Below are 19,556 nucleotides of genomic sequence, written 5' to 3' on the forward strand. Positions count from 1 at the left end.
AGCTGACAATATGAATGAAACGATTGAACCTTTAAATCCGATTGCTTTTCACCTGGGGCCGATTGCTGTCCATTGGTACGGCATTATCATCGGCCTTGGCGCTTTGCTGGGCTTGTGGCTGGCGGTCAGGGAAGGCGAGCGGAGGGGGCTGCATAAGGACACCTTTGTCGATTTGGTGCTTTTTGCGATCCCGATTGCGATTTTATGTGCAAGGGCATACTATGTCATTTTTCAATGGGGCTATTACAGTGAACACCCGGACCAAATTATTCAAATATGGAACGGCGGCCTTGCGATCCACGGCGGACTGATCGGCGCCGTACTGACGGGAATCATTTATGCGAAGGTCAAAGGGCTTTCGTTTTGGAAGCTGGCTGATATTGCTGCTCCAAGCATCCTGCTCGGTCAGGCGATCGGCCGCTGGGGAAACTTTATGAACCAGGAAGCGCACGGTGAGGCGGTGTCAAGAGCGTTTTTAGAAAACCTCCACCTGCCTGATTTTATCATCAATCAAATGTACATCGACGGGCAGTACTACCAGCCTACCTTTTTGTATGAATCGCTGTGGAGCTTCACGGGAGTAGTCGTTCTGCTTCTTTTAAGAAAAGCGAATTTAAAGCGAGGCGAGCTGTTCTTAATCTATGTCATTTGGTATTCGATGGGACGCTACTATATCGAAGGCCTGAGAACGGACAGTCTGATGCTGACGGCGAACCTTCGCATCGCCCAGGTGATTTCAATCGTCCTGATCCTCAGTGCGGCTGCGCTGATAGCCTACAGACGTTTCAAAGGGCGAGAGATTAAACGGTATCAGGAGATGTAGCGATTTTACAAAGGGGAGACAGCAATGAAGGGAACTTTAAAAGCCGGAGCTGTGGCGGGGCTGAAAACGACGTGGACACTCGGAAAAGTGATTTTTCCTGTCACGCTGATTGTCAGCCTGCTTCAGCATACACCGGTGATGGACTGGTTGATCAAGCTGATCACGCCGGCGATGGGAATTTTCGGGTTGTCAGGGGAAGCGGCGATACCGCTTGTGCTCGGCAACATGCTGAACTTGTATGCCGGAATTGCGGGGATTTTAACGCTTGATTTGACAGTTAAAGAAGTGTTTATTTTAGCGGTGATGCTGTCGTTTTGCCACAATTTGATTATCGAATCGACCGTTGCATCAAGGGTCGGAATTAAAATATGGCTTATTTTGCTTGTGCGCATCGGCCTCGCCGTTTTTTCGGCCTTTATCATTAACCTTGTCTGGCACGGCGGTCAGGATGCGGCCCAATACGGCTTGATCTCTGCGAAAAGCGCCGCTCCTTCCGGCTGGCTTGAAATTGCGCTTGAAGCCGTCACCAAGGCGGGTCTTGGCGTCCTTCAGCTTGCAGCCATCGTGATACCGCTGATGATCATCATTCAATATATGAGAGACCTTGGCTGGCTGCATACTTTTTCAAAGTGGTTTGCACCGCTGACGAGAATGCTCGGCATGAAAGAGAACACCTCAATGACGATGGTTGCCGGGCTGACGATCGGCCTTGCATATGGGGCCGGCGTTATGATCAAAGCGGTCGAAGAAGACGGCGTCAGCAAAAGAGATGTAACGCTCGCGTTTATTTTTCTCGTTGCCTGTCACGCGGTTGTGGAAGACACATTGGTATTTATCCCGCTCGGCATTCCGGTCTGGCCTCTTTTGTTGATCAGGCTTGTAACCGCGATTCTGCTGACGATCGCGATTTCGCGCATCTGGAGAAAGCCGGGTTATTCCGTTCGCAGAAAGGAAGCTTTGTATGAAAGTTAATACGGTTTTATTTGATTTGGATGGAACGCTAATCAATACAAATGAGCTGATCATCGCCTCATTTTTGCACACGCTCGACCATTATGCACCGGGACGCTATAAACGGGAGGATGTCCTTGCTTTCATCGGACCTTCCCTTTATGAAACGTTCTCAAGCATTCAAAAGGATAAGGCTGAAGAAATGATCACCATGTACCGGACATTTAATCATCAGATGCATGATGAACTGGTAACCGAGTATGAGACGGTTTACGAGACGCTGGAACGTCTCGCGGAAGAAGGGTATAAGCTCGGGATTGTCACGACAAAGCTGCGGGACACCGTTATCATGGGGCTTAAACTGACGGGGCTTGATGCCTTTTTCGAGACGGTTGTGACGCTGGATGACGTCAAGCGGCCGAAGCCAGATCCCGAGCCTGTTTTGCTCGCCCTTTCCAAGCTTGGCAGCCGTCCGGAAGAAGCCATCATGATCGGTGATAATTACCACGATATATTAGCAGGGAAGAACGCCGGAACGAAAACAGCAGGCGTTGCGTGGACGATTAAAGGAGAAGAAAGCCTGGCTAAACACGAGCCTGATTTTATGCTCCAGCAAATGAGCGATCTCCTTCGCATTCTTGAGGTGGAGAAAGCTTGAGAAAAACGAAGCGCTATCCGGTGTCCGGCTCCAATTCCTTATGGCACATCTATCAGACGGTTCCATTTTTTAAAGTGGTCAAAAACTTTATCGTCATTCAGGCAGCGCGCTATACGCCGTTTCTTGGGATGAAAAATTGGATGTACCGGACGTTTTTGCGGATGAAAATCGGAGAGAAATGCTCATTTGCTTTAATGGTCATGCCGGATATCATGTTTCCTGAAAAGATCTCCGTCGGGCGTAACACCGTGATCGGCTACAATACGACCATTTTGGCGCACGAGTATTTAATAAAAGAATATCGGCTCGGCGAGGTTGTCATCGGCGATGAAGTCATGATCGGAGCCAATACGACGATCCTTCCAGGCGTCGAAATCGGAGACGGCGCCGTCATTTCCGCCGGTACGCTCGTTCATAAAGATGTGCCTCCGGGCGCTTTTGTCGGCGGCAATCCGATGCGGCTGATCTATACAAAAGAAGAAATGGAAAAAAGGTTGGAGCCCCCCGCTGAATAAAGAACGGGGGCCTTTATTTGCAATCAAAGTTAAAATTCATGATTGTTCCTTTCCGTAATATGCTTCACACCGATCCACTTCTTTCCGACTTTTGAGTACCTTGTATTTGTCATCGTAACGGAACTTGTACTGCTGTCGGTTCTGAAGATGGCCTCTTTCATGTTTGTAATCGTGCAGTTATCAATATTGACCACTGCCTTAAATGTCGAGCCTCCGAGCTGGCGAATGAATTTGCCTCCTTGATCCGCAGTGAAATTTTTCACGGTAAATGTACTCGCTTTATTAATCTGAAAGATTTTGTCCGCGGCAAGCCGGGCTGATCCTCCGTTAATCGTGACATTTCCTTCGCTTTTGACAGTCAGGGCATCTTCGCCGACATCTTCCCAAACAACATTGCTTATAGAAGCGTTACCATAAGTGTGAACACCGTCAGCAGCAGGAGCGCCAAGCACGACATTTTTGAGCGTTGCGCCATTCTCCACTTTGAAAATCGGTTTTTGATCTTCGCGCTGGCTTCCGTCCCCCAGCTCCGGACCTGCAATCAGCCGCTTGCCTTTCCCGTCATACGTTTGTCCTTGTTCGACTACGATCGTTTTGTGAACGACCTCGGCGGCCGAGGCTTTTTCGGGCAGAGCCTGTCCAAACCCGCAGACGAGCAAACCTGACAAAATAACCGTACCTGCTAATCTCTTCATCATTTTCATCCTCCTCATGAAATATTGTTCAAAACAGATTTGTCTCCCTTAGATGAAAGCAATTTCTAGACCTTTTGCAATAAGATGAGACACCTATTTCGGTACTATCATATATGCGAGCTTGCTGAAAAGTAAACAAATAATTTGAATATTATGAAAAAACAGTAAATTGAACACGTGCAATGAGGTTTTTTTCTGTATTTTGGATGTGATGAAAGGGTAAAGAGGCTTATTTTAATAGGGGTTGAAAGAACTAAAAAAGGCAGGGGTTAATCTGCCTTTTTAAGCGGCGATCACGATCGCCTGACTGCCCATTTGTGTCCATGATTTCTCAAAATTTTCTCTGTCTGTTTTTCTGTTTTTATATCCGTACGGATCATTCAAATAAACGTAATCCTCATCATAGCCTGTCACGGCAACACTGTGAACGCTGTACGTCACATCGATTTTACCTGACGGCGTATTCCATGTTTCCATATCGTTGACTGGACTGAAATGAACAGTGGTGATAACCCAAACCGGTCTTCCCTGATTCAGCTGTTCATATATTTTCTCCGGCTCACTTCCCGTCAAATCGACAGCTTTAGTACCTGCGTATGAATAGGCCAAATCGTAAATCGGGCCATGGTAGACACTCAGTCCGGGTCCGTTTTCCATATCTCCCACAAAGCCGTCGTTAGGATTTCCCTTTAAGCCGCTTTCATAGTGCAGAGGCACTCTTTTCACCTCATTGGCAAGCTCATTTTTTGTGACATGATATCCGCTGTAGTTTAAGATCATCGCCAGGCTGGCGACTTCGCAGCCGTTATAAAGCTTCGGCGAGTCCATTTGGTTGATCAGCGGGACGTCAAGCGGCTGATGTACTTCTTTATTGTCAGCTGCATTCTTATGGCTGCTGTGCAGCATTTCGGCTAACGGGCTTAACGCATCTTTAGAAAACAGTATAAGAACGGCGGTCATAAGAGCTGCTACGAAAAAAATAAAAAAAAGAGTTTTGAAAAATTTCATTCTGAGTCTCCTGTCTTCCCTTTGCTGGTTTGGTTAAGGCAAAGATTTGCGATCGTTTATATTATAACATCAAGATGTTCATTACATAAAAGTTATCATTTCCCATACAGTCCGGAGTCTATTTTAAGAACGGCTGTTGATTTTGATTCTTTTATCTGTTAGCATATTATCATATTAGCGAACTAAAGGATTCGGAATTTTCCTTCAAACGGTTATGGGGGTGCAAGTGCAGATGTTTATGTTTGAAAAACCGCATGGCATGCGGGATACGCTGCCTGTGCTTTACGAAACAAAGAAAAAGGTGCGCTCTTCATTAACAGAGGTGATGGCTTTGTGGGGGTATCAGTTCATGGAGACACCGGCCCTTGAATTTTATGATACGGTCGGTGTGCAGTCGGCCATATTGGATCAGCAGTTGTTTAAACTCCTTGATCAGGAGGGGCAGACGCTCGTGTTAAGACCTGATATGACGGCTCCGATCGCAAGGGTAGCGGCCTCAAAACTTCACAAAGATGATCACCCGCTCAGAGTGGGCTATGCTGCAAATGTGTTCAGGGCACAGGAGCGTGAAGGCGGACGTGCCGCCGAATTTGAGCAAGTCGGCGTCGAACTGATCGGCGATGGATCTACAAGCGCTGACGCAGAAGTGATTGCACTCGTCATTTTTTCGCTTAAAAATGCCGGCCTGACTTCATTTAAAATCTCGATCGGCCATGTCGGAATTTCAGACGCCCTGTTTGTGGAGGTTTTAGGAAATGAAGAAAGGGCTCATGTCCTGCGGCGCTATTTATACGAAAAGAACTATGTCGGCTACCGGGAGCATGTAAAATCCCTCAATTTATCCTCAATTGATAAAAGCAGGCTGCTCGAGCTTTTGGAGTTGAGAGGCGGTATTGAAACGTGCGGCAAGGCGGCATCGATCATCGATTCTGAAAAAGGAAAACACGCAGTTTCAGAACTAAAGACGCTTTGGGAGACACTCGGCGACTATGGTTGCACGGACGACATTAAGCTCGATTTAGGCATGGTCAGCCATATGAGCTACTATACCGGCGTTTTGTTTGAAATCTATGCTGAAAACGTCGGCTTTCCGATCGGAAACGGCGGCAGATATGACCAGCTTCTCGGCCGCTTCGACTCACCCGCTCCGGCAACCGGTTTCGGCATCAGGACTGACAGGCTGCTGGAAGCATTGAAGCCGGCGGAAGAGCAAGAAAAAATCGATGTCGTCATCTTCAGCACGGAACAGAGAAAAGAGGCGATCAAATTTGCCGAAGAAGAGCGAAGAAAAGGCAAAAAAGTCGTCATACAGGACTTAGCGGGAATCGGAGATATTGACCAAATGACAAAGTCTTTTCAAAACGTGACCTATTTTATCGGGGCCAGAAAGGAAGAGAAGCATGGGTAAGGAATTGACGATTGCGATGCCGAAAGGGCGGATATTTGAGGAAGCTGCCGATATGCTTCGAAAAGCAGGCTATCAGCTCCCTGAAGAATTCGACGATTCGAGAAAGCTGATCATTCAAGTGCCTGAAGAAAACCTTCGCTTTATCCTCGCCAAGCCGATGGATGTCACAACATATGTCGAGCACGGGGTGGCCGATGTCGGAATCGCCGGCAAAGATGTGCTGCTGGAAGAAGAACGCGATGTCTACGAGGTTCTTGATTTAAACATCAGCAAATGCCGTCTTGCCGTAGCCGGCCTGCCAGAGACGGCGGCCGACAGCGTTGCGCCCCGGGTTGCGACCAAGTATCCAAATGTCGCGTCAAGCTACTTCAGGGAGCAGGGAGAACAAGTGGAAATCATCAAGCTCAACGGTTCGATTGAACTCGCTCCCTTGATCGGGCTTGCCGGCCGAATCGTTGATATCGTATCAACAGGACAGACTTTAAGGGAAAACGGTCTGGTTGAAACCGAAAAAATTTGCGACATCACGTCGCGTTTCATCGTAAATCCTGTCAGCTACCGAATGAAAGACGCAGTCATCGATGAAATGGCTTCAAAACTTTCTCTTATTGTGGAAGGGGAAAAAGCAAAATGAAGATCAAATCCATCAGCGGAAATACGTCGGTTTCACTAAAGCGCACCATTGACGCCGGAACGGAAGAACAAAGAAAAGCAGTCCGCGGCATTATCGAAGAAGTGAAAAAGAACGGGAATTCAGCTGTTTCCGCATTCACAAGGCAATTTGACGGAGCGGATGTGGCCGACTTTCACGTTTCTGAAGAGGAAATCAAGGAAGCATACACCACGCTCAAAAAACGCGATCTCGAGATTATTCGGGCGGCGATTTTTAACATTAAAGAATATCATGAGCGGCAGCTCGCATCTTCATGGTTTTACCACCGCAAGGACGGAACGATGCTCGGCCAGAAAATCACGCCGCTTGATTCAGCGGGAGTGTACGTGCCCGGCGGAACGGCTGCTTACCCATCATCCGTCCTGATGAATGTTATTCCGGCGCTTGTTGCCGGCGTCGATCGCATTGTCCTTGCCTCACCTCCGGGAAAAGACGGCAAATTGTCGGCGGGAGTGCTGGCGGCTGCCGCCGAGCTTGGCGTCACAGAGATTTACAAAATGGGCGGTGCCCAAGCGATTGCCGCATTGGCTTACGGAACGGAAACGATTACCCCCGTCGATAAAATTACGGGACCCGGAAATATTTACGTCGCCTTGGCTAAACGGGAAGTATTCGGCCAGGTTGATATCGATATGATCGCGGGTCCAAGTGAAATCGCCATACTCGCTGACAGTACGGCAAACTACCGGGAAATCGCCGCAGATCTACTTTCACAGGCTGAACACGATGCGATGGCATCGAGCATTCTTGTCACCGATTCAGAGACGCTTGCCGAATCCGTTTTAAAAGAGGTTTACAGACAGCTCGAACATCTTCCGAGAAAAGAGATTGCACGGCAGTCGATTGACAACTATGGCCTGATCTATGTTACAGAGACGATGAATGAAGCAGTTTCCGTCATCAATGAGCTCGCTCCTGAACATTTGGAAATTTTAACAGTTCAACCCGATGCGCTGCTGGGACAGATCAAACATGCGGGCGCCATTTTCCTGGGCCGCTACAGTTCAGAGCCGGTGGGCGATTATTTTGCAGGCCCTAATCATGTCCTGCCGACTAACGGTACAGCCAGATTTTCAAGCCCGCTAAATGTGACAGACTTCCAAAAGCGCTCCAGCATCATTTCCTACAGCAGGGAAGCTTTCCGCGCGAATGCTGAGAAAATTGCGGCCTTTGCCAGATTGGAAGGGCTTGAAGCACATGCAAGAGCAATTGAATCCAGAAACCGGGAGGAAGACTGATGAGAAAAGCCGAACGGGCAAGAAAAACCAATGAAACTGATATTAAATTATCCTTTCATATTGACGGAGAAGGGAAAGCGGATATTCAAACGGATGTCCCGTTTATGACGCATATACTCGATTTATTTACAAAACACGGGCAGTTTGACCTTTCAGTTGAAGCGAAAGGCGATGTTGAAATCGACGACCACCATACGACGGAAGATATCGGTATTTGTCTCGGACAGGCGCTTTTGGAAGCGCTCGGAGATAAACAAGGAATCAAACGCTACGGTTCGAGCATGGTACCGATGGACGAAGCGCTCGCCCAGGTTGCGATTGATCTGAGCAACAGGCCGCACCTCGAGTTCAGAGCCGAATTCCCGAGCCGGAAAGTCGGAACATTTGATACAGAGCTTGTCCATGAATTTTTGTGGAAGTTTGCGCTGGAAGCGCGAATGAATCTTCATGTCATCGTTCATTACGGTACGAATACCCACCACATGATCGAGGCGGTTTTTAAAGCGCTGGGACGTGCGCTTGATGAAGCGACATTGATCGATCCGCGGGTCAAAGGAATTCCGTCAACGAAAGGAATGCTGTAAATGATCGGTGTCATAGATTACGGAATGGGAAACCTGTACAGCGTCTCTAAAGCGCTTGAACGGATCGATGCTCCTTATTTCGTATCCGAGCATCCGGATGAACTTATGAAAGCGGACAGCTATATCCTTCCGGGAGTCGGAGCTTTTCGGGATGCGATGGAGACTTTAAGCCAGACCGGCCTGAAAACATTTATTCAAGATACCGTAAGTGAAGGAAAACCTCTTCTCGGCATATGCCTCGGTATGCAGCTTTTATTTGAAGAAAGCGAAGAACGCGGGGCGTCAAAAGGACTCGGCCTTTTGAAAGGAAAAATCGTTAAACTGAAAGACCGTGATCAAGCGGGAAATCGCTTAAAAGTGCCTCACATGGGCTGGAATCTTCTCACGGTCCACCGCGACTCTCCGCTTTTGCCAAAGACGAAAGAAGGGTATGCGTATTTCGTTCATTCGTATTATGTCTGCGGAATCGAAGAGGAAGCTTTGCTTGCCAGCGCCGAATACGGTGTGCGTGTACCTGCTGTCGTCGGTTTCGGCAATGTATACGGCGCCCAGTTCCATCCGGAAAAAAGCAGTGCGGTCGGCATGTCGATCTTAAAGCGTTTCAAGCAGCTTACACAAGAACAGGAGGTGAAAAAATGAGCGAGTTTACTGTATACCCTGCCATTGACATGAGAAACGGCAAATGCGTCAGGCTCATCCAGGGAGATTACGAAAAAGAAACGATTTACGGTCATTCCCCTCTGGATATGGCCTCCCGGTTTGCTGAAGCGGGGGCAGACTGGATTCATCTTGTCGATTTGGACGGGGCAAGGGAAGGCAAAAAAGTGAACGACAGCCACGTCATAAGCATTGCTGATGAACTCAACGTTAAAGTGCAGATCGGCGGCGGCATCAGGACCGAAAAAGACGTGTATGACTACTTGTCGCAAGGTGTTGAAAGGGTGATCTTAGGCAGCTCGGCCGTATCAAATCCCGAGTTTGTCAAAAACATGCTGAAAGCTTACGGCCGGCATATCGCAATCGGTCTTGACGCAAGAGACGGATTTGTTTCAACTGAAGGATGGCTTGAGACCTCCTCCGTTAGAGCGGAAGAGCTTGGCCGCGAGCTTGCGAATGAAGGTGCGGAAGTTTTTATCTTTACCGACATTGCGACTGACGGAATGCTGTCAGGACCGAATATCAGCAGTACAGTGGAGCTTGCCAGAGCAACCGGCAAACAAGTCATTGCCTCCGGCGGTGTCAGCTCTCTCGACGATCTTGAGGCGCTCGCTTCCCGGACTGCGGAAGGCGTCTCTGGCGCTATTGTCGGAAAAGCTCTTTATACCAACCAATTTACCGTGGCTGAAGCGCTTGAAAGGGTGGCGGCAAAGTGATCACAAAACGAATCATCCCGTGTTTGGACGTAAAAGATGGACGCGTTGTCAAAGGTGTACAATTTGTTGAATTGAAAGATGCCGGCGACCCGGTTGAACTGGCTGAAGTATATGATCATGAAGGCGCAGATGAGCTTGTTTTTCTCGATATCTCGGCTTCCCACGAGGGGAGAAAAACGATGGTTGATGTCGTTGAAAGAGTGGCGGCCAAGCTGGCGATCCCGTTTACCGTCGGCGGCGGCATCAATCGGTTGGATGAGATGAAAACGATCCTGCGGGCCGGAGCCGACAAAGTTTCCGTTAATACGGCTGCCGTTCTCCGTCCGGAGCTGATAACGGAAGGCGCTGACTTTTTCGGCTCTCAATGCATTGTCGTCGCGATTGATGCAAAATTCGATCCGGAAGCTGATCAGTATTATGTTTATACACACGGCGGACGTAAAAAGACGGACCTTGAGGCCGTCTCATGGGCGAAGGAAGCCGTTCAGCGGGGAGCCGGTGAAATCCTGCTGACAAGCATGGATGCAGACGGAGAAAAGAACGGATTTGACTGCAGGCTCACAAAGCTTGTGTCAGAAGCTGTTTCAGTCCCCGTCATTGCATCCGGAGGCGCAGGTCATGCGGGCCACATGTATGATACATTTGCAGAAGGGCGGGCGGACGCGGCTCTTGCCGCATCTATCTTTCATTACAAAGAAACATCTGTAAAAGAAGTAAAAGCTTATTTAAAAGAGCGCGGGGTGAATGTAAGATGATCAAGGCAGACGAGTTGACATTTAATGAAGCCGGCTTGATCCCGGCGATTGTCCAGGATGCAGCGAGCAAGGAAGTGCTGACACTTGCTTATATGAACAAAGAATCGTTTGAAAAAACGCTGGAAACGAAGGAGACATGGTTTTTCAGCAGATCGCGAGGAGAGCTCTGGCATAAGGGAGCGACGTCAGGAAACATTCAGCGTGTGATAGACATCAGGCTTGACTGTGATCAGGATGCGCTCATCGTGCTGGTCGAACCGGCGGGACCGGCCTGTCATACAGGAAGCTATAGCTGTTTTTCGCCCGGCGAACATATCAGACAGACTGATGGCGGCCGCTTTGACATCATCAATGAACTTGAAACGGTGATTGCTAAACGGCAGGCTGAAATGCCTGAAGGCGCATATACGACATATTTGTTCCGTGAAGGCGTTGACAAGATTTTGAAGAAGGTTGGCGAAGAAGCGGCGGAAGTCATTATCGCTGCAAAAAACCGGGATTCTGAAGAGCTGAGATGGGAAGCGGCTGACCTTCTTTACCATCTGCTCGTTTTGTTGAGGGAGCAGTCCCTGCCGCTTGATGATGTGCTTGGCGTCCTGAAAGAGCGCTATGAAGGCTCTGAATCATAAGCGCATTGCTTACACCCAAAAAGCTAACTGCCTTTTGGGTGTTTTCCCGTGTTTAATTTCATTACGATTTGCTCTCCGATCGGCCCCATTTTTCTTTCCCCTGTGTCTGCAAATCCGGCTTTCACATACAGGTGCTGGGCCGCGGTGTTTTTCACGTTCACAACCAGCACGATTTCATGACAATGGGTGAACTCCTTGGCGACAAATGCAGGAAGCTTGAGCATTCCTTCTTTTGCAAAACCTTTTCCCTGGTGCTTTCTGTCGATGGATAGCGCCGTTAACAGCATGGCGTCCGGGTTGTCCGAATAGTCTTTTACCCTCTCGGTCGCATGCAGGATAAAAAATCCGACGGGTTCGCCTTCGTTTAAAATTACGATTGGAAACTGACCGTCCGTCTGTTTTAAAACCTCTTTCGGCAGCGCGGTAAATCGATGCTGTTCTTCAGGAAGCTCGAATTCGAGAAGCGCAGCTGAATGTTCTTCCGAGAAATGCTTCAATTGTATTAATCCGCTTTTTTTCACATGATGAACCCCCTTTCTATGATCATACAATGGGAACGTATATTCGTCACTATCTAGTGCTAAAAAAAGATTTTGCCCTGGTTAAAATAAGAAGCATACTTCCGATATAAAACCTACCTTGAACCTTCTGAAAGCCCTATGCGCTCCAGTGCTCCAAACGTCAGGAATAAAATGGTGAAAAAACCATATGTGGAAAATGAAGAGAATTTTCTCGAAACTTGTTTTTGGCCTATTAAGCCTGCTGGAAACTATGTTATACTACTCACGGTATATAGTTTGAAATGGAGGGTATCTGTGGGAAAGTACACTTCTGAACACCATAAAGATTCGAGAATTGTCCAACTGTTCCAAGATGGGCAATATTTTTATCATAAAGGGCTCAAAGCATATAGAGAACGCAATTTATCCCGCGCAAGCAAGCTCATTCAGAGAGCGATTTTTCTTGAACCGGAAAACACGGGAATGCTGTCCCAACTTGCTGTTATTTACACTGAAATGGGATTTTACCAGCAATCAAATGAACTTTTGGACTTTATCCTGACGAACATCAACGAAAAAATGACTGAATGTTATTATTTTAAAGCCAACAACTATGCGCACCTCGGCCTTTTTCACGAAGCCTATAAAGCAGCGGAGACTTATTTAAAAGAAGACCCGGACGGCGAGTTCAGCGAGGAAAATGCGGAGCTCCTTGATTTATTGGATATGGGAGAGGAAGATGAGGGCTATTCGCAGTTTGATCAGGACGACTTGATTCTGAAACAGGATCGGGCGAAATCACTGCTGGAAAATGGACAGCTTCAGGAATCGATCGTGATGCTTGAAGAAATCACTTCCGATTACCCCGAGTTTTGGTCAGCTTACAACAACCTTGCACTGGCATATTTTTATGCCGGAGACATTCAGAAAGCCAAAACGACGATTTTTTCGGTCTTGGAAAAAAGCCATGGAAACCTGCATGCGCTTTGCAATCTTCTTATTTTTTATCACTATGAACGACGGGACGATAAGGTCGAGGCGCTTTCCGAACAGCTTTCCAATGTTTATCCGATGCTGTTTGAGCAAAGGTATAAGCTCGGCGCCACGCTGTCCCTCGTCGGCAGATACGATCTCGGCTATAAATGGCTGAAATCACTCTACCGCATGGGATTTGAAGGGGATGAGACCTTTTATTACTGGCTCGCCTGCTCAGCTTACTACACCGGCCGCGCTCAATTTGCCCGGTCTGTATGGAAAAAGATGCAGGAAGAGTATCCGGATGACGCCCGCATGGAGCCGTGGAAAGAACGGAAGGAAAAGAAACCTGTCCAGCGGCCGCTTGAGGAGCGCCTTGCCGCGTACTATATCAGCGGAAGAAAAGGGGAAAAAGCCCAGCTGAAAGCGGTGCTTGATTCACAGATGGCAAAAACGCCGTTTGAAGATCAGTTTGTCAGACTTGTGCTTTACGGGGAAAGCGGTGCAGCCGTTGATTCAAAAGACGCGCTACTTGCTTACAGGACTGCAAAAGCGATTGAACAAGCGGATCAGTCGGCGATGGAGCAGGAGGCCATGTGCTTTTGGATTTTCCATGTCATTCAGCAGATCAGGGCTTACGGGCTTCAGCTGAAAAATGCCGGCGGGCTTGCGGCAGCGATCTATTACATTTGGAAGACGGAGCATCAGGAGCGTTTGACAAAAGCCGAAACCGCTAAAATTTTCCAAATATCGCCCAGAACGCTTTCAAAGTATGAACGTACATTAAAAGAGCATCTATAGAAACAGGTGTGAACTTCATTGTTCAGCCTGTTTTATTATGTGAGCAAAAAAATAGCGATTATTCATGATATTTTATAGGATATGGGTAAGGAAGTTATAAGAAGGGAATCTTATTTAACAGGAATGCACTGCTTGCAAGCATAAGATTCATGAAGGAGTGAACATTGTGTCAGAAGAAAAAATGTATGACGTCATTATTATAGGAGCAGGTCCTGCGGGAATGACGGCAGCCGTTTATACGTCAAGGGCGAACCTGTCGACTTTGATGGTTGAAAGAGGCGTTCCGGGCGGACAGATGGCCAATACGGAGGATGTTGAAAACTATCCGGGATTTGAAAGCATTCTGGGACCCGAGCTTTCAAATAAAATGTTTGAACATGCGAAAAAGTTCGGCGCTGAGTATGCGTACGGCGATATTAAAGAAGTCGTCGATGAAGGAGACTATAAGATCGTCAAAGCGGGATCAAAAGAATTTAAAGCGCGCGCGGTCATCATCACAGCAGGCGCCGAATATAAGAAGCTCGGCGTACCTGGCGAAAAAGAGCTTGGCGGCCGCGGCGTTTCTTATTGTGCGGTTTGTGACGGCGCCTTCTTTAAAAACAAAGAGCTGGTCGTTGTCGGAGGAGGAGACTCCGCTGTTGAAGAAGGCGTGTACTTAACCCGTTTCGCTTCGAAAGTAACAATCGTCCATCGCCGCGATAAGCTGAGAGCGCAAAGCATTCTTCAGGCGCGCGCGTTTGACAACGAAAAAGTCGACTTTCTCTGGAATAAGACGGTCAAGGAAATTCATGAAAAAGACGGAAAGGTCGGCAAAGTAACGCTGGTCGATACGGTCACGGGCGAAGAAGAAGAGTTCCGGACTGACGGCGTCTTTATCTACATCGGCATGCTCCCGCTTTCAGAGCCGTTCAAAAACCTCGGCATTACAAATGAAGAGGGCTACATCGTGACAAATGAACAGATGGAAACAAAAGTCGAAGGTATTTTTGCAGCGGGCGATATCCGCGAGAAAACCCTTCGCCAAATCGTAACGGCAACAGGCGACGGAAGCATTGCCGCACAGAGCGTTCAGCACTATATAGAAGAGCTGAAAGAGAAAGAAAAGGCTGTAAAATAACGTATTTTTATCGTCATCATGATTTAACCGCCCTGTAACACCAGTGAAACAATTATTCGTTATGATGGGTATAGTAATTGACCCCCTTTTATAATGAATTTTATTGGCACGGATGATCTTATCCGTGTCCTTTTTTTGTTTTATTTTTCCTTAAAGAGAAATTTTTACAAATTTCACAAGTTGTTCAAATTTCAATATTGAAACGTCCATTTTTGCTGTAAAATAGAATAAAAGAACGGTTTTCGCAAGCGCTTCCATTCGCTGAAAAAGCCGTTTCTTTAAGTTTTACCCGGAAAAAGCCTTAAAGCAGTCCGGAAAAAAGCGATTTTCGCGGCGGAACTGCATGTTCATTGTGAGCGGGGACAGGAAACGGTATAATAGAAAAAAGAATTGAAGGAATAAAAGGATGGGTGACAACTTTGCAAAGAGTGACGAATTGTGTGCTGACATCAGGTGATAAAGTCCTGTTGCTGCAAAAGCCCAGACGAGGCTGGTGGGTAGCCCCCGGCGGCAAAATGGAAAGCGGGGAAACCGTCAGGGACGCCGTCATCAGGGAATACCGCGAAGAGACGGGCCTGTATGTGCTGAACCCGCAGCTGAAAGGGATATTCACCTTTATCATAAAAGAAAATGATCAGGTCGTATCTGAATGGATGATGTTCACATTCGTCGCCGATCATTATACAGGTAAACATGTAGAAGAATCGGAAGAGGGCATCATCAGGTGGCATCAGGCGGGAGACGTCGGGAGCCTGCCGATGGCGCCGGGCGACGTCCATATTCTGGATTTTATGCTGAAAGGCAAAGGACTGCTTCACGGCACCTTTACGTATACGCCTGACTTTGAATTGCTGTCCTATCGCCTCGACCCGCAAGGCGAATAAACATAAGAGGGGGAGAGAAGCATGAATGCGAATGGAGGCCATGATATACAGCTTGTGATCATAACCGGAATGTCAGGGGCAGGAAAAACAGTGGCGATTCAAAGCTTTGAAGATCTCGGTTTTTTCTGTGTCGATAATCTGCCGCCATCTTTGCTGCCGAAATTTTTGGAGCTGATGAAGGAATCAAGTTCAAAAATGAGCAAAGTTGCCCTTGTTATGGATTTGCGCGGCCGCGAGTTTTTTGACAGCCTGATTGAAGCGCTTGACGAGATTGGGGAAACATCCTGGATTACCCCGCGAATTTTATTTTTAGATGCCAAGGATTTGGTTCTCGTTTCAAGATATAAAGAGACAAGAAGGTCCCATCCCCTTGCGACAACTGGCCTGCCGCTTGAGGGCATCCGAACGGAACGGGAGCTTCTCGAAGAGCTGAAAGGCCGTTCTCAAATCATCTATGATACATCCGATATGAAGCCGAAAGACCTGCGCGAAAAAATCGTCCAGCATTTTGCGGCAGATCACGGACATACCTTTACTGTGAATGTGATGTCATTCGGGTTTAAATACGGATTGCCGATCGACGCTGATCTAGTGTTCGACGTAAGGTTCCTTCCCAATCCGTACTATATCGACAGCATGAGGCCGCTGACGGGGAAAGACCAGGAAGTATCTTCATATGTGATGAAATGGAACGAAACGCAAAAGTTTCTTGAAAAATTGACCGAGCTGCTGAGCTTTATGCTTCCGTCATACAAGCGAGAAGGAAAAAGCCAGCTTGTCATCGCGATTGGCTGCACCGGCGGACAGCATCGTTCTGTGACGCTGGCTGAATACCTTGCCGATTATTTTAAAAAGGACTACTATACTCATGTTACTCACCGGGACATCGAGAAGAAAAGCAGAAAATAGCATGGCAGATCAGAAAAAAATCGCAATCTTTGGCGGAGGAACTGGCCTTTCGGTACTGCTCAGAGGATTGAAGCAGCAGCCGGTAGACATCACGGCGATTGTGACAGTCGCAGATGACGGCGGAAGCTCGGGGAGGCTGCGCGACGAGCTGAAAATTCCCCCGCCGGGGGACGTCAGAAATGTCCTCGCTGCACTGTCTGATGTCGAACCGCTTGTTGAAGACCTGTTCCAGCACCGCTTCTCTAAAGGCGGCGATTTAATCGGCCATTCATTGGGAAATTTGATTTTGGCGGCGATGACGAATATAACCGGTGATTTCTTTCACGCCGTCACTGAAATGAGCAAAGTCTTAAATGTGAGAGGAAGGGTTCTGCCCGCGGCCAATACCAGCGTTGTCCTTCATGCGGAAATGGATGACGGACAGATCATATCAGGGGAATCGACGATTCCGTCTTACGGGAAGCGGATTAAACGGGTGTTTTTAACCCCTGAAAAAATCGAACCCGTTCCGGAAACGATTGACGTGATCCGCGGCGCCGACCTGATTATTCTCGGCCCCGGAAGCCTGTATACGAGCATCTTGCCGAACCTTCTCGTTCCGAAGATAAGGGAAGAGATATTAAACGCCCCGGCAAAAAAAGTTTATATTTGCAATGTAATGACCCAGCCGGGAGAAACGCTGTACTACAGTGCGGCAGACCATGTAAAAGCGCTTAACCAGCATATGGGCGGTCCGTTTATCGATACGATCCTCGTCAACAATGAGGAAATCCCGGACGACATTCGGGAACGCTATGCGAAGGAGCAGGCACAGCCCGTCCAGTTTAATATTGATGATCTGTCTGCGATGGGGCTTGAGGTCATCAAAGATCAGATTGTGACATACGAGAATGGCGTGATCCGTCATGATACACATAAAGTCGCTTCGCTACTTGTTGATTTGTTAAAAGAATAGCAGGCCTTGGAATGGGGGTGTCTATAATATGTCATTTGCATCGGAAACGAAAAAAGAACTTACAAACCTTGAAGTAAAGGATTGCTGCGCGAAAGCAGAGCTCTCTGCCCTCATTCGGATGAACGGTTCATTGTCTTTCTCAAACCGAAAAGTGGTTCTCGACGTCCAGACCGAGAACGCGGCCATCGCCAGAAGAATTTACACATTGCTGAAGAAACAATACGATGTTTCCGTTGAACTGCTCGTTCGAAAGAAAATGAGACTGAAAAAAAACAATGTCTACATCGTACGCCTGATCGAAAATGCCAAGCCGATTCTCGAGGACTTGAAAATACTCGGAGACAACTTTGTCATTGCCAGAAACATCTCCGAAGACTTAGTCAAAAAACGATGCTGCAAACGGTCTTATATGAGAGGGGCATTTTTAGCCGGGGGTTCTGTCAACAATCCCGAGACATCTTCTTACCACCTCGAGATTTTTTCGCTGTACAAAGAGCATAATGATTCATTGTGCAGGCTCATGAATCAGTTCCATTTAAACAGCAAAACGCTTGAGCGGAAAAAGGGATACATCACGTATCTGAAGGAAGCCGAAAAAATCACCGAGTTTTTGAATGTGATCGGCGCGCATAATTCGCTGCTCCGCTTTGAAGACGTCCGGATCGTGCGCGATATGAGAAACTCGGTCAACCGGCTCGTCAATTGCGAGACCGCCAATTTAAACAAAACGATCGGCGCTTCTCTGCGGCAGGTGGAAAACATCAAGCTGATCGACGAAAGAATCGGGCTTGATGCGCTGCCGGAAAAGCTGAGGGAAATCGCTCAGCTCCGCATTGATTATCAGGAAGTAACATTAAAGGAACTCGGGGAAATGGTGTCGAGCGGAAAAATCAGCAAATCGGGCATCAACCACCGACTTAGGAAACTGGATGAAATAGCTGAGCAGCTGCGTTCAGGACAATCTGTCTCTTTAAAATAGGGAATGGGGGAGATCGTATGGTTCAACAAAAAGTGGAAGTTCTTTTAAAAACAGGGCTTCAAGCGCGCCCAGCGGCATTGTTTGTTCAAGAAGCCAACCGTTTTCAATCAGATATTTTTCTGGAAAAGGGAGATAAAAAAGTGAATGCCAAAAGCATCATGGGGCTGATGAGCCTTGCTGTCAGCTCCGGATCGGAAGTCACGCTGATCGCTGACGGATCCGATGAACAAGATGCCCTTGATGCACTGACTGCATATGTTCAAGAGAAAGAAGCTAAACCTTTATGAGGTTTGGCTTTTTCTCATTGATAAGCGGAAGGAGAATTACCGATGACGACGATGCTCGATTCGCTGTTTAAGAGGATTGGATACAAGCCAGGTCAGCAGGTGACATTTGCCGACTTGCCCGAGTTTTTATCGCTGCTGGCTTTGCAGTTTCCATTTGAAAATGGCGCGGTTTTAAGAAACGAACGGATTTCGATGACGAAAACAGAGCTGACGGAAGCCTTGCTGAACAATAAAAGGGGCGGTTTATGCTATGATTTGAACGCTTTTCTTTACTATGTGCTGACAGAGCTCGGCTTTTCCGTTCACATGGTCCGCGGAACGGTATTTAATGCAAAAGAGCAGGCGTGGGCGCTGACGGGAACGCATGTCGCCGTTATTCTGCGGGAAAGCGATGAAACCTATTTGCTTGATACTGGATTCGGCATCAACCTGCCGCTTGCCCCTGTTCCGTTCTCAGGTGAACCCATCACCTCAAAAACAGGAGCTTACCGTATCAGGAAAACAAAGACAGATAAAGGAGATTACCTTCTTGAAATGGATAAGGGAGAGGGGTGGCAGACCGGCTACGCATTTTCGCTGACGCCAATCGATGAAGCGGCGCTTGCGTGCGTGCGGGATGCGATTTTCGATGAGGAAGCGTCTCCCTTTAATAAAAACCCGCTCGCTTCCAAGCTGACAAAGGACGGAAAGTTAATTTTGTCGAAGGATCACTTCACAAAGCAAACCGGAAGCGGTTTGACGAAAGAAGATGTGAACGCCGGAGATTTCCAGAACATTTTCGTTCAAGCATTTTTTGACTGAAGCACCACTGCGCGCATCAATTAAATAAGCGGACGCCT

Annotated in this window: 23 protein-coding genes; 20 read left to right on the plus strand and 3 right to left on the minus strand. The window is 47.7% G+C overall.

Annotated features, from left to right (window positions below):
- Nucleotides 1-10: 10 nt before the first annotated feature.
- From lgt to ACVC9U_RS22700, 4 genes are read left to right on the plus strand one after another with little or no spacing between them, the layout of a single operon-like run.
- Nucleotides 11-823, plus strand: coding sequence for a prolipoprotein diacylglyceryl transferase (lgt, locus tag ACVC9U_RS22685; RefSeq protein WP_020453077.1), 813 nt, complete (start codon nucleotides 11-13; stop codon nucleotides 821-823).
- A gap of 24 nt (nucleotides 824-847) precedes the next feature.
- The gene (locus ACVC9U_RS22690) at nucleotides 848-1,795 is read left to right on the plus strand and encodes a nucleoside recognition domain-containing protein (RefSeq protein ID WP_020453076.1); all 948 of its coding nucleotides are present in this window, start codon (nucleotides 848-850) and stop codon (nucleotides 1,793-1,795) included.
- Entirely contained in the window at nucleotides 1,785-2,432 is a 648-nt protein-coding gene (ppaX, locus tag ACVC9U_RS22695) for a pyrophosphatase PpaX (protein ID WP_025810719.1), read from the plus strand. The genes ACVC9U_RS22690 and ppaX overlap by 11 nt, the downstream gene beginning before the upstream one ends.
- Nucleotides 2,429-2,947 carry an acyltransferase gene (locus tag ACVC9U_RS22700; protein WP_095292106.1) on the plus strand — a complete coding sequence of 173 codons (519 nt, stop codon included), beginning with the start codon at nucleotides 2,429-2,431 and terminating at the stop codon, nucleotides 2,945-2,947. The genes ppaX and ACVC9U_RS22700 overlap by 4 nt, the downstream gene beginning before the upstream one ends.
- Nucleotides 2,948-2,976: 29 nt before the next feature.
- Here the strand turns inward: ACVC9U_RS22700 and ACVC9U_RS22705 are convergent, their stop codons facing one another.
- A complete protein-coding gene (locus ACVC9U_RS22705) occupies nucleotides 2,977-3,645 on the minus strand; it encodes a pectate lyase (protein WP_081320859.1) in 669 nt (222 codons plus the stop codon).
- 279 nt (nucleotides 3,646-3,924) lie between these two features.
- Nucleotides 3,925-4,650 carry a C39 family peptidase gene (locus tag ACVC9U_RS22710; RefSeq protein ID WP_023856363.1) on the minus strand — a complete coding sequence of 242 codons (726 nt, stop codon included), beginning with the start codon at nucleotides 4,648-4,650 and terminating at the stop codon, nucleotides 3,925-3,927.
- Between the two features lie 232 nt (nucleotides 4,651-4,882).
- Here ACVC9U_RS22710 and ACVC9U_RS22715 point away from each other — a divergent pair, with 232 nt between their 5' ends.
- Genes ACVC9U_RS22715 through hisIE form a run of 8 tightly spaced genes read left to right on the plus strand, consistent with a single transcriptional unit; the run spans nucleotide 4,883 to nucleotide 11,310 of the window.
- The gene (locus tag ACVC9U_RS22715) at nucleotides 4,883-6,058 is read left to right on the plus strand and encodes an ATP phosphoribosyltransferase regulatory subunit (protein ID WP_075751486.1); all 1,176 of its coding nucleotides are present in this window, start codon (nucleotides 4,883-4,885) and stop codon (nucleotides 6,056-6,058) included.
- Nucleotides 6,051-6,692: an ATP phosphoribosyltransferase gene (hisG, locus tag ACVC9U_RS22720; protein ID WP_065644281.1), complete on the plus strand. Its 642-nt coding sequence runs from the start codon at nucleotides 6,051-6,053 to the stop codon at nucleotides 6,690-6,692. The genes ACVC9U_RS22715 and hisG overlap by 8 nt, the downstream gene beginning before the upstream one ends.
- Nucleotides 6,689-7,969, plus strand: a complete 1,281-nt coding sequence (gene hisD, locus ACVC9U_RS22725) for a histidinol dehydrogenase (RefSeq protein WP_441391596.1) — start codon at nucleotides 6,689-6,691, stop codon at nucleotides 7,967-7,969. The genes hisG and hisD overlap by 4 nt, the downstream gene beginning before the upstream one ends.
- A complete protein-coding gene (gene hisB / locus ACVC9U_RS22730; RefSeq protein ID WP_441391598.1) occupies nucleotides 7,969-8,553 on the plus strand; it encodes an imidazoleglycerol-phosphate dehydratase HisB in 585 nt (194 codons plus the stop codon). Before hisD ends, hisB begins: the two co-directional genes overlap by 1 nt.
- Entirely contained in the window at nucleotides 8,554-9,192 is a 639-nt protein-coding gene (gene hisH, locus ACVC9U_RS22735; protein WP_441391600.1) for an imidazole glycerol phosphate synthase subunit HisH, read from the plus strand.
- A complete protein-coding gene (gene hisA / locus ACVC9U_RS22740; protein WP_075751482.1) occupies nucleotides 9,189-9,926 on the plus strand; it encodes a 1-(5-phosphoribosyl)-5-[(5-phosphoribosylamino)methylideneamino]imidazole-4-carboxamide isomerase in 738 nt (245 codons plus the stop codon). The genes hisH and hisA overlap by 4 nt, the downstream gene beginning before the upstream one ends.
- Nucleotides 9,923-10,681: an imidazole glycerol phosphate synthase subunit HisF gene (hisF, locus tag ACVC9U_RS22745; RefSeq protein ID WP_441391602.1), complete on the plus strand. Its 759-nt coding sequence runs from the start codon at nucleotides 9,923-9,925 to the stop codon at nucleotides 10,679-10,681. The genes hisA and hisF overlap by 4 nt, the downstream gene beginning before the upstream one ends.
- The gene (gene hisIE, locus ACVC9U_RS22750; protein WP_105979691.1) at nucleotides 10,678-11,310 is read left to right on the plus strand and encodes a bifunctional phosphoribosyl-AMP cyclohydrolase/phosphoribosyl-ATP diphosphatase HisIE; all 633 of its coding nucleotides are present in this window, start codon (nucleotides 10,678-10,680) and stop codon (nucleotides 11,308-11,310) included. Before hisF ends, hisIE begins: the two co-directional genes overlap by 4 nt.
- A 23-nt stretch (nucleotides 11,311-11,333) precedes the next feature.
- On the opposite strand, the gene ACVC9U_RS22755 is transcribed toward hisIE, so the two are convergent.
- A complete protein-coding gene (locus ACVC9U_RS22755) occupies nucleotides 11,334-11,831 on the minus strand; it encodes a GNAT family N-acetyltransferase (RefSeq protein WP_161517571.1) in 498 nt (165 codons plus the stop codon).
- Between the two features lie 294 nt (nucleotides 11,832-12,125).
- Between ACVC9U_RS22755 and ACVC9U_RS22760 the strand changes: the two genes are divergently transcribed.
- The 8 genes from ACVC9U_RS22760 to ACVC9U_RS22795 all read left to right on the plus strand — a co-directional run bounded on the left by ACVC9U_RS22760 (nucleotide 12,126) and on the right by ACVC9U_RS22795 (nucleotide 19,518).
- Nucleotides 12,126-13,586 (plus strand): tetratricopeptide repeat protein, encoded by a 1,461-nt coding sequence (locus tag ACVC9U_RS22760; RefSeq protein ID WP_441391605.1) that lies wholly within the window; start codon nucleotides 12,126-12,128, stop codon nucleotides 13,584-13,586.
- Between the two features lie 166 nt (nucleotides 13,587-13,752).
- Complete coding sequence (gene trxB, locus ACVC9U_RS22765) at nucleotides 13,753-14,703, plus strand: thioredoxin-disulfide reductase (protein WP_020453061.1); 951 nt, start codon at nucleotides 13,753-13,755, stop codon at nucleotides 14,701-14,703.
- A 410-nt stretch (nucleotides 14,704-15,113) separates the two neighbouring features.
- Complete coding sequence (locus ACVC9U_RS22770; protein ID WP_142238573.1) at nucleotides 15,114-15,587, plus strand: 8-oxo-dGTP diphosphatase; 474 nt, start codon at nucleotides 15,114-15,116, stop codon at nucleotides 15,585-15,587.
- Nucleotides 15,588-15,608: 21 nt separating this feature from the next.
- Nucleotides 15,609-16,496: an RNase adapter RapZ gene (rapZ, locus tag ACVC9U_RS22775; protein WP_048349949.1), complete on the plus strand. Its 888-nt coding sequence runs from the start codon at nucleotides 15,609-15,611 to the stop codon at nucleotides 16,494-16,496.
- A gap of 1 nt (nucleotide 16,497) precedes the next feature.
- On the plus strand, nucleotides 16,498-17,451 hold the full coding sequence (locus ACVC9U_RS22780) for a gluconeogenesis factor YvcK family protein (RefSeq protein WP_003185579.1): 954 nt from the start codon (nucleotides 16,498-16,500) through the stop codon (nucleotides 17,449-17,451).
- 28 nt (nucleotides 17,452-17,479) lie between these two features.
- The gene (gene whiA / locus ACVC9U_RS22785) at nucleotides 17,480-18,430 is read left to right on the plus strand and encodes a DNA-binding protein WhiA (RefSeq protein WP_003185576.1); all 951 of its coding nucleotides are present in this window, start codon (nucleotides 17,480-17,482) and stop codon (nucleotides 18,428-18,430) included.
- Between the two features lie 17 nt (nucleotides 18,431-18,447).
- Nucleotides 18,448-18,717, plus strand: a complete 270-nt coding sequence (locus tag ACVC9U_RS22790) for an HPr family phosphocarrier protein (protein ID WP_003185574.1) — start codon at nucleotides 18,448-18,450, stop codon at nucleotides 18,715-18,717.
- Between the two features lie 42 nt (nucleotides 18,718-18,759).
- Nucleotides 18,760-19,518, plus strand: a complete 759-nt coding sequence (locus tag ACVC9U_RS22795) for an arylamine N-acetyltransferase family protein (protein WP_326336060.1) — start codon at nucleotides 18,760-18,762, stop codon at nucleotides 19,516-19,518.
- Nucleotides 19,519-19,556: the final 38 nt, after the last annotated feature.

Source organism: Bacillus sp. GM2 (genome assembly GCF_056155945.1).

Excerpts from the sequence above, each read along its gene's own strand:
- hisH (WP_441391600.1), top strand. The coding sequence starts at position 8,554 with ATGATCGGTGTCATAGATTACGGAATGGGAAACCTGTACAGCGTCTCT.
- ACVC9U_RS22790 (WP_003185574.1), top strand. The coding sequence starts at position 18,448 with ATGGTTCAACAAAAAGTGGAAGTTCTTTTAAAAACAGGGCTTCAAGCG.
- rapZ (WP_048349949.1), top strand. The coding sequence starts at position 15,609 with ATGAATGCGAATGGAGGCCATGATATACAGCTTGTGATCATAACCGGA.
- lgt (WP_020453077.1), top strand. The coding sequence starts at position 11 with ATGAATGAAACGATTGAACCTTTAAATCCGATTGCTTTTCACCTGGGG.
- hisG (WP_065644281.1), top strand. The coding sequence starts at position 6,051 with ATGGGTAAGGAATTGACGATTGCGATGCCGAAAGGGCGGATATTTGAG.
- ACVC9U_RS22690 (WP_020453076.1), top strand. The coding sequence starts at position 848 with ATGAAGGGAACTTTAAAAGCCGGAGCTGTGGCGGGGCTGAAAACGACG.
- hisIE (WP_105979691.1), top strand. The coding sequence starts at position 10,678 with ATGATCAAGGCAGACGAGTTGACATTTAATGAAGCCGGCTTGATCCCG.
- ACVC9U_RS22705 (WP_081320859.1), bottom strand. The coding sequence starts at position 3,645 with ATGATGAAGAGATTAGCAGGTACGGTTATTTTGTCAGGTTTGCTCGTC.
- ACVC9U_RS22715 (WP_075751486.1), top strand. The coding sequence starts at position 4,883 with ATGTTTATGTTTGAAAAACCGCATGGCATGCGGGATACGCTGCCTGTG.
- hisD (WP_441391596.1), top strand. The coding sequence starts at position 6,689 with ATGAAGATCAAATCCATCAGCGGAAATACGTCGGTTTCACTAAAGCGC.
- ppaX (WP_025810719.1), top strand. The coding sequence starts at position 1,785 with ATGAAAGTTAATACGGTTTTATTTGATTTGGATGGAACGCTAATCAAT.
- ACVC9U_RS22710 (WP_023856363.1), bottom strand. The coding sequence starts at position 4,650 with ATGAAATTTTTCAAAACTCTTTTTTTTATTTTTTTCGTAGCAGCTCTT.
- hisA (WP_075751482.1), top strand. The coding sequence starts at position 9,189 with ATGAGCGAGTTTACTGTATACCCTGCCATTGACATGAGAAACGGCAAA.
- whiA (WP_003185576.1), top strand. The coding sequence starts at position 17,480 with ATGTCATTTGCATCGGAAACGAAAAAAGAACTTACAAACCTTGAAGTA.
- hisB (WP_441391598.1), top strand. The coding sequence starts at position 7,969 with ATGAGAAAAGCCGAACGGGCAAGAAAAACCAATGAAACTGATATTAAA.
- ACVC9U_RS22795 (WP_326336060.1), top strand. The coding sequence starts at position 18,760 with ATGACGACGATGCTCGATTCGCTGTTTAAGAGGATTGGATACAAGCCA.
- ACVC9U_RS22780 (WP_003185579.1), top strand. The coding sequence starts at position 16,498 with ATGGCAGATCAGAAAAAAATCGCAATCTTTGGCGGAGGAACTGGCCTT.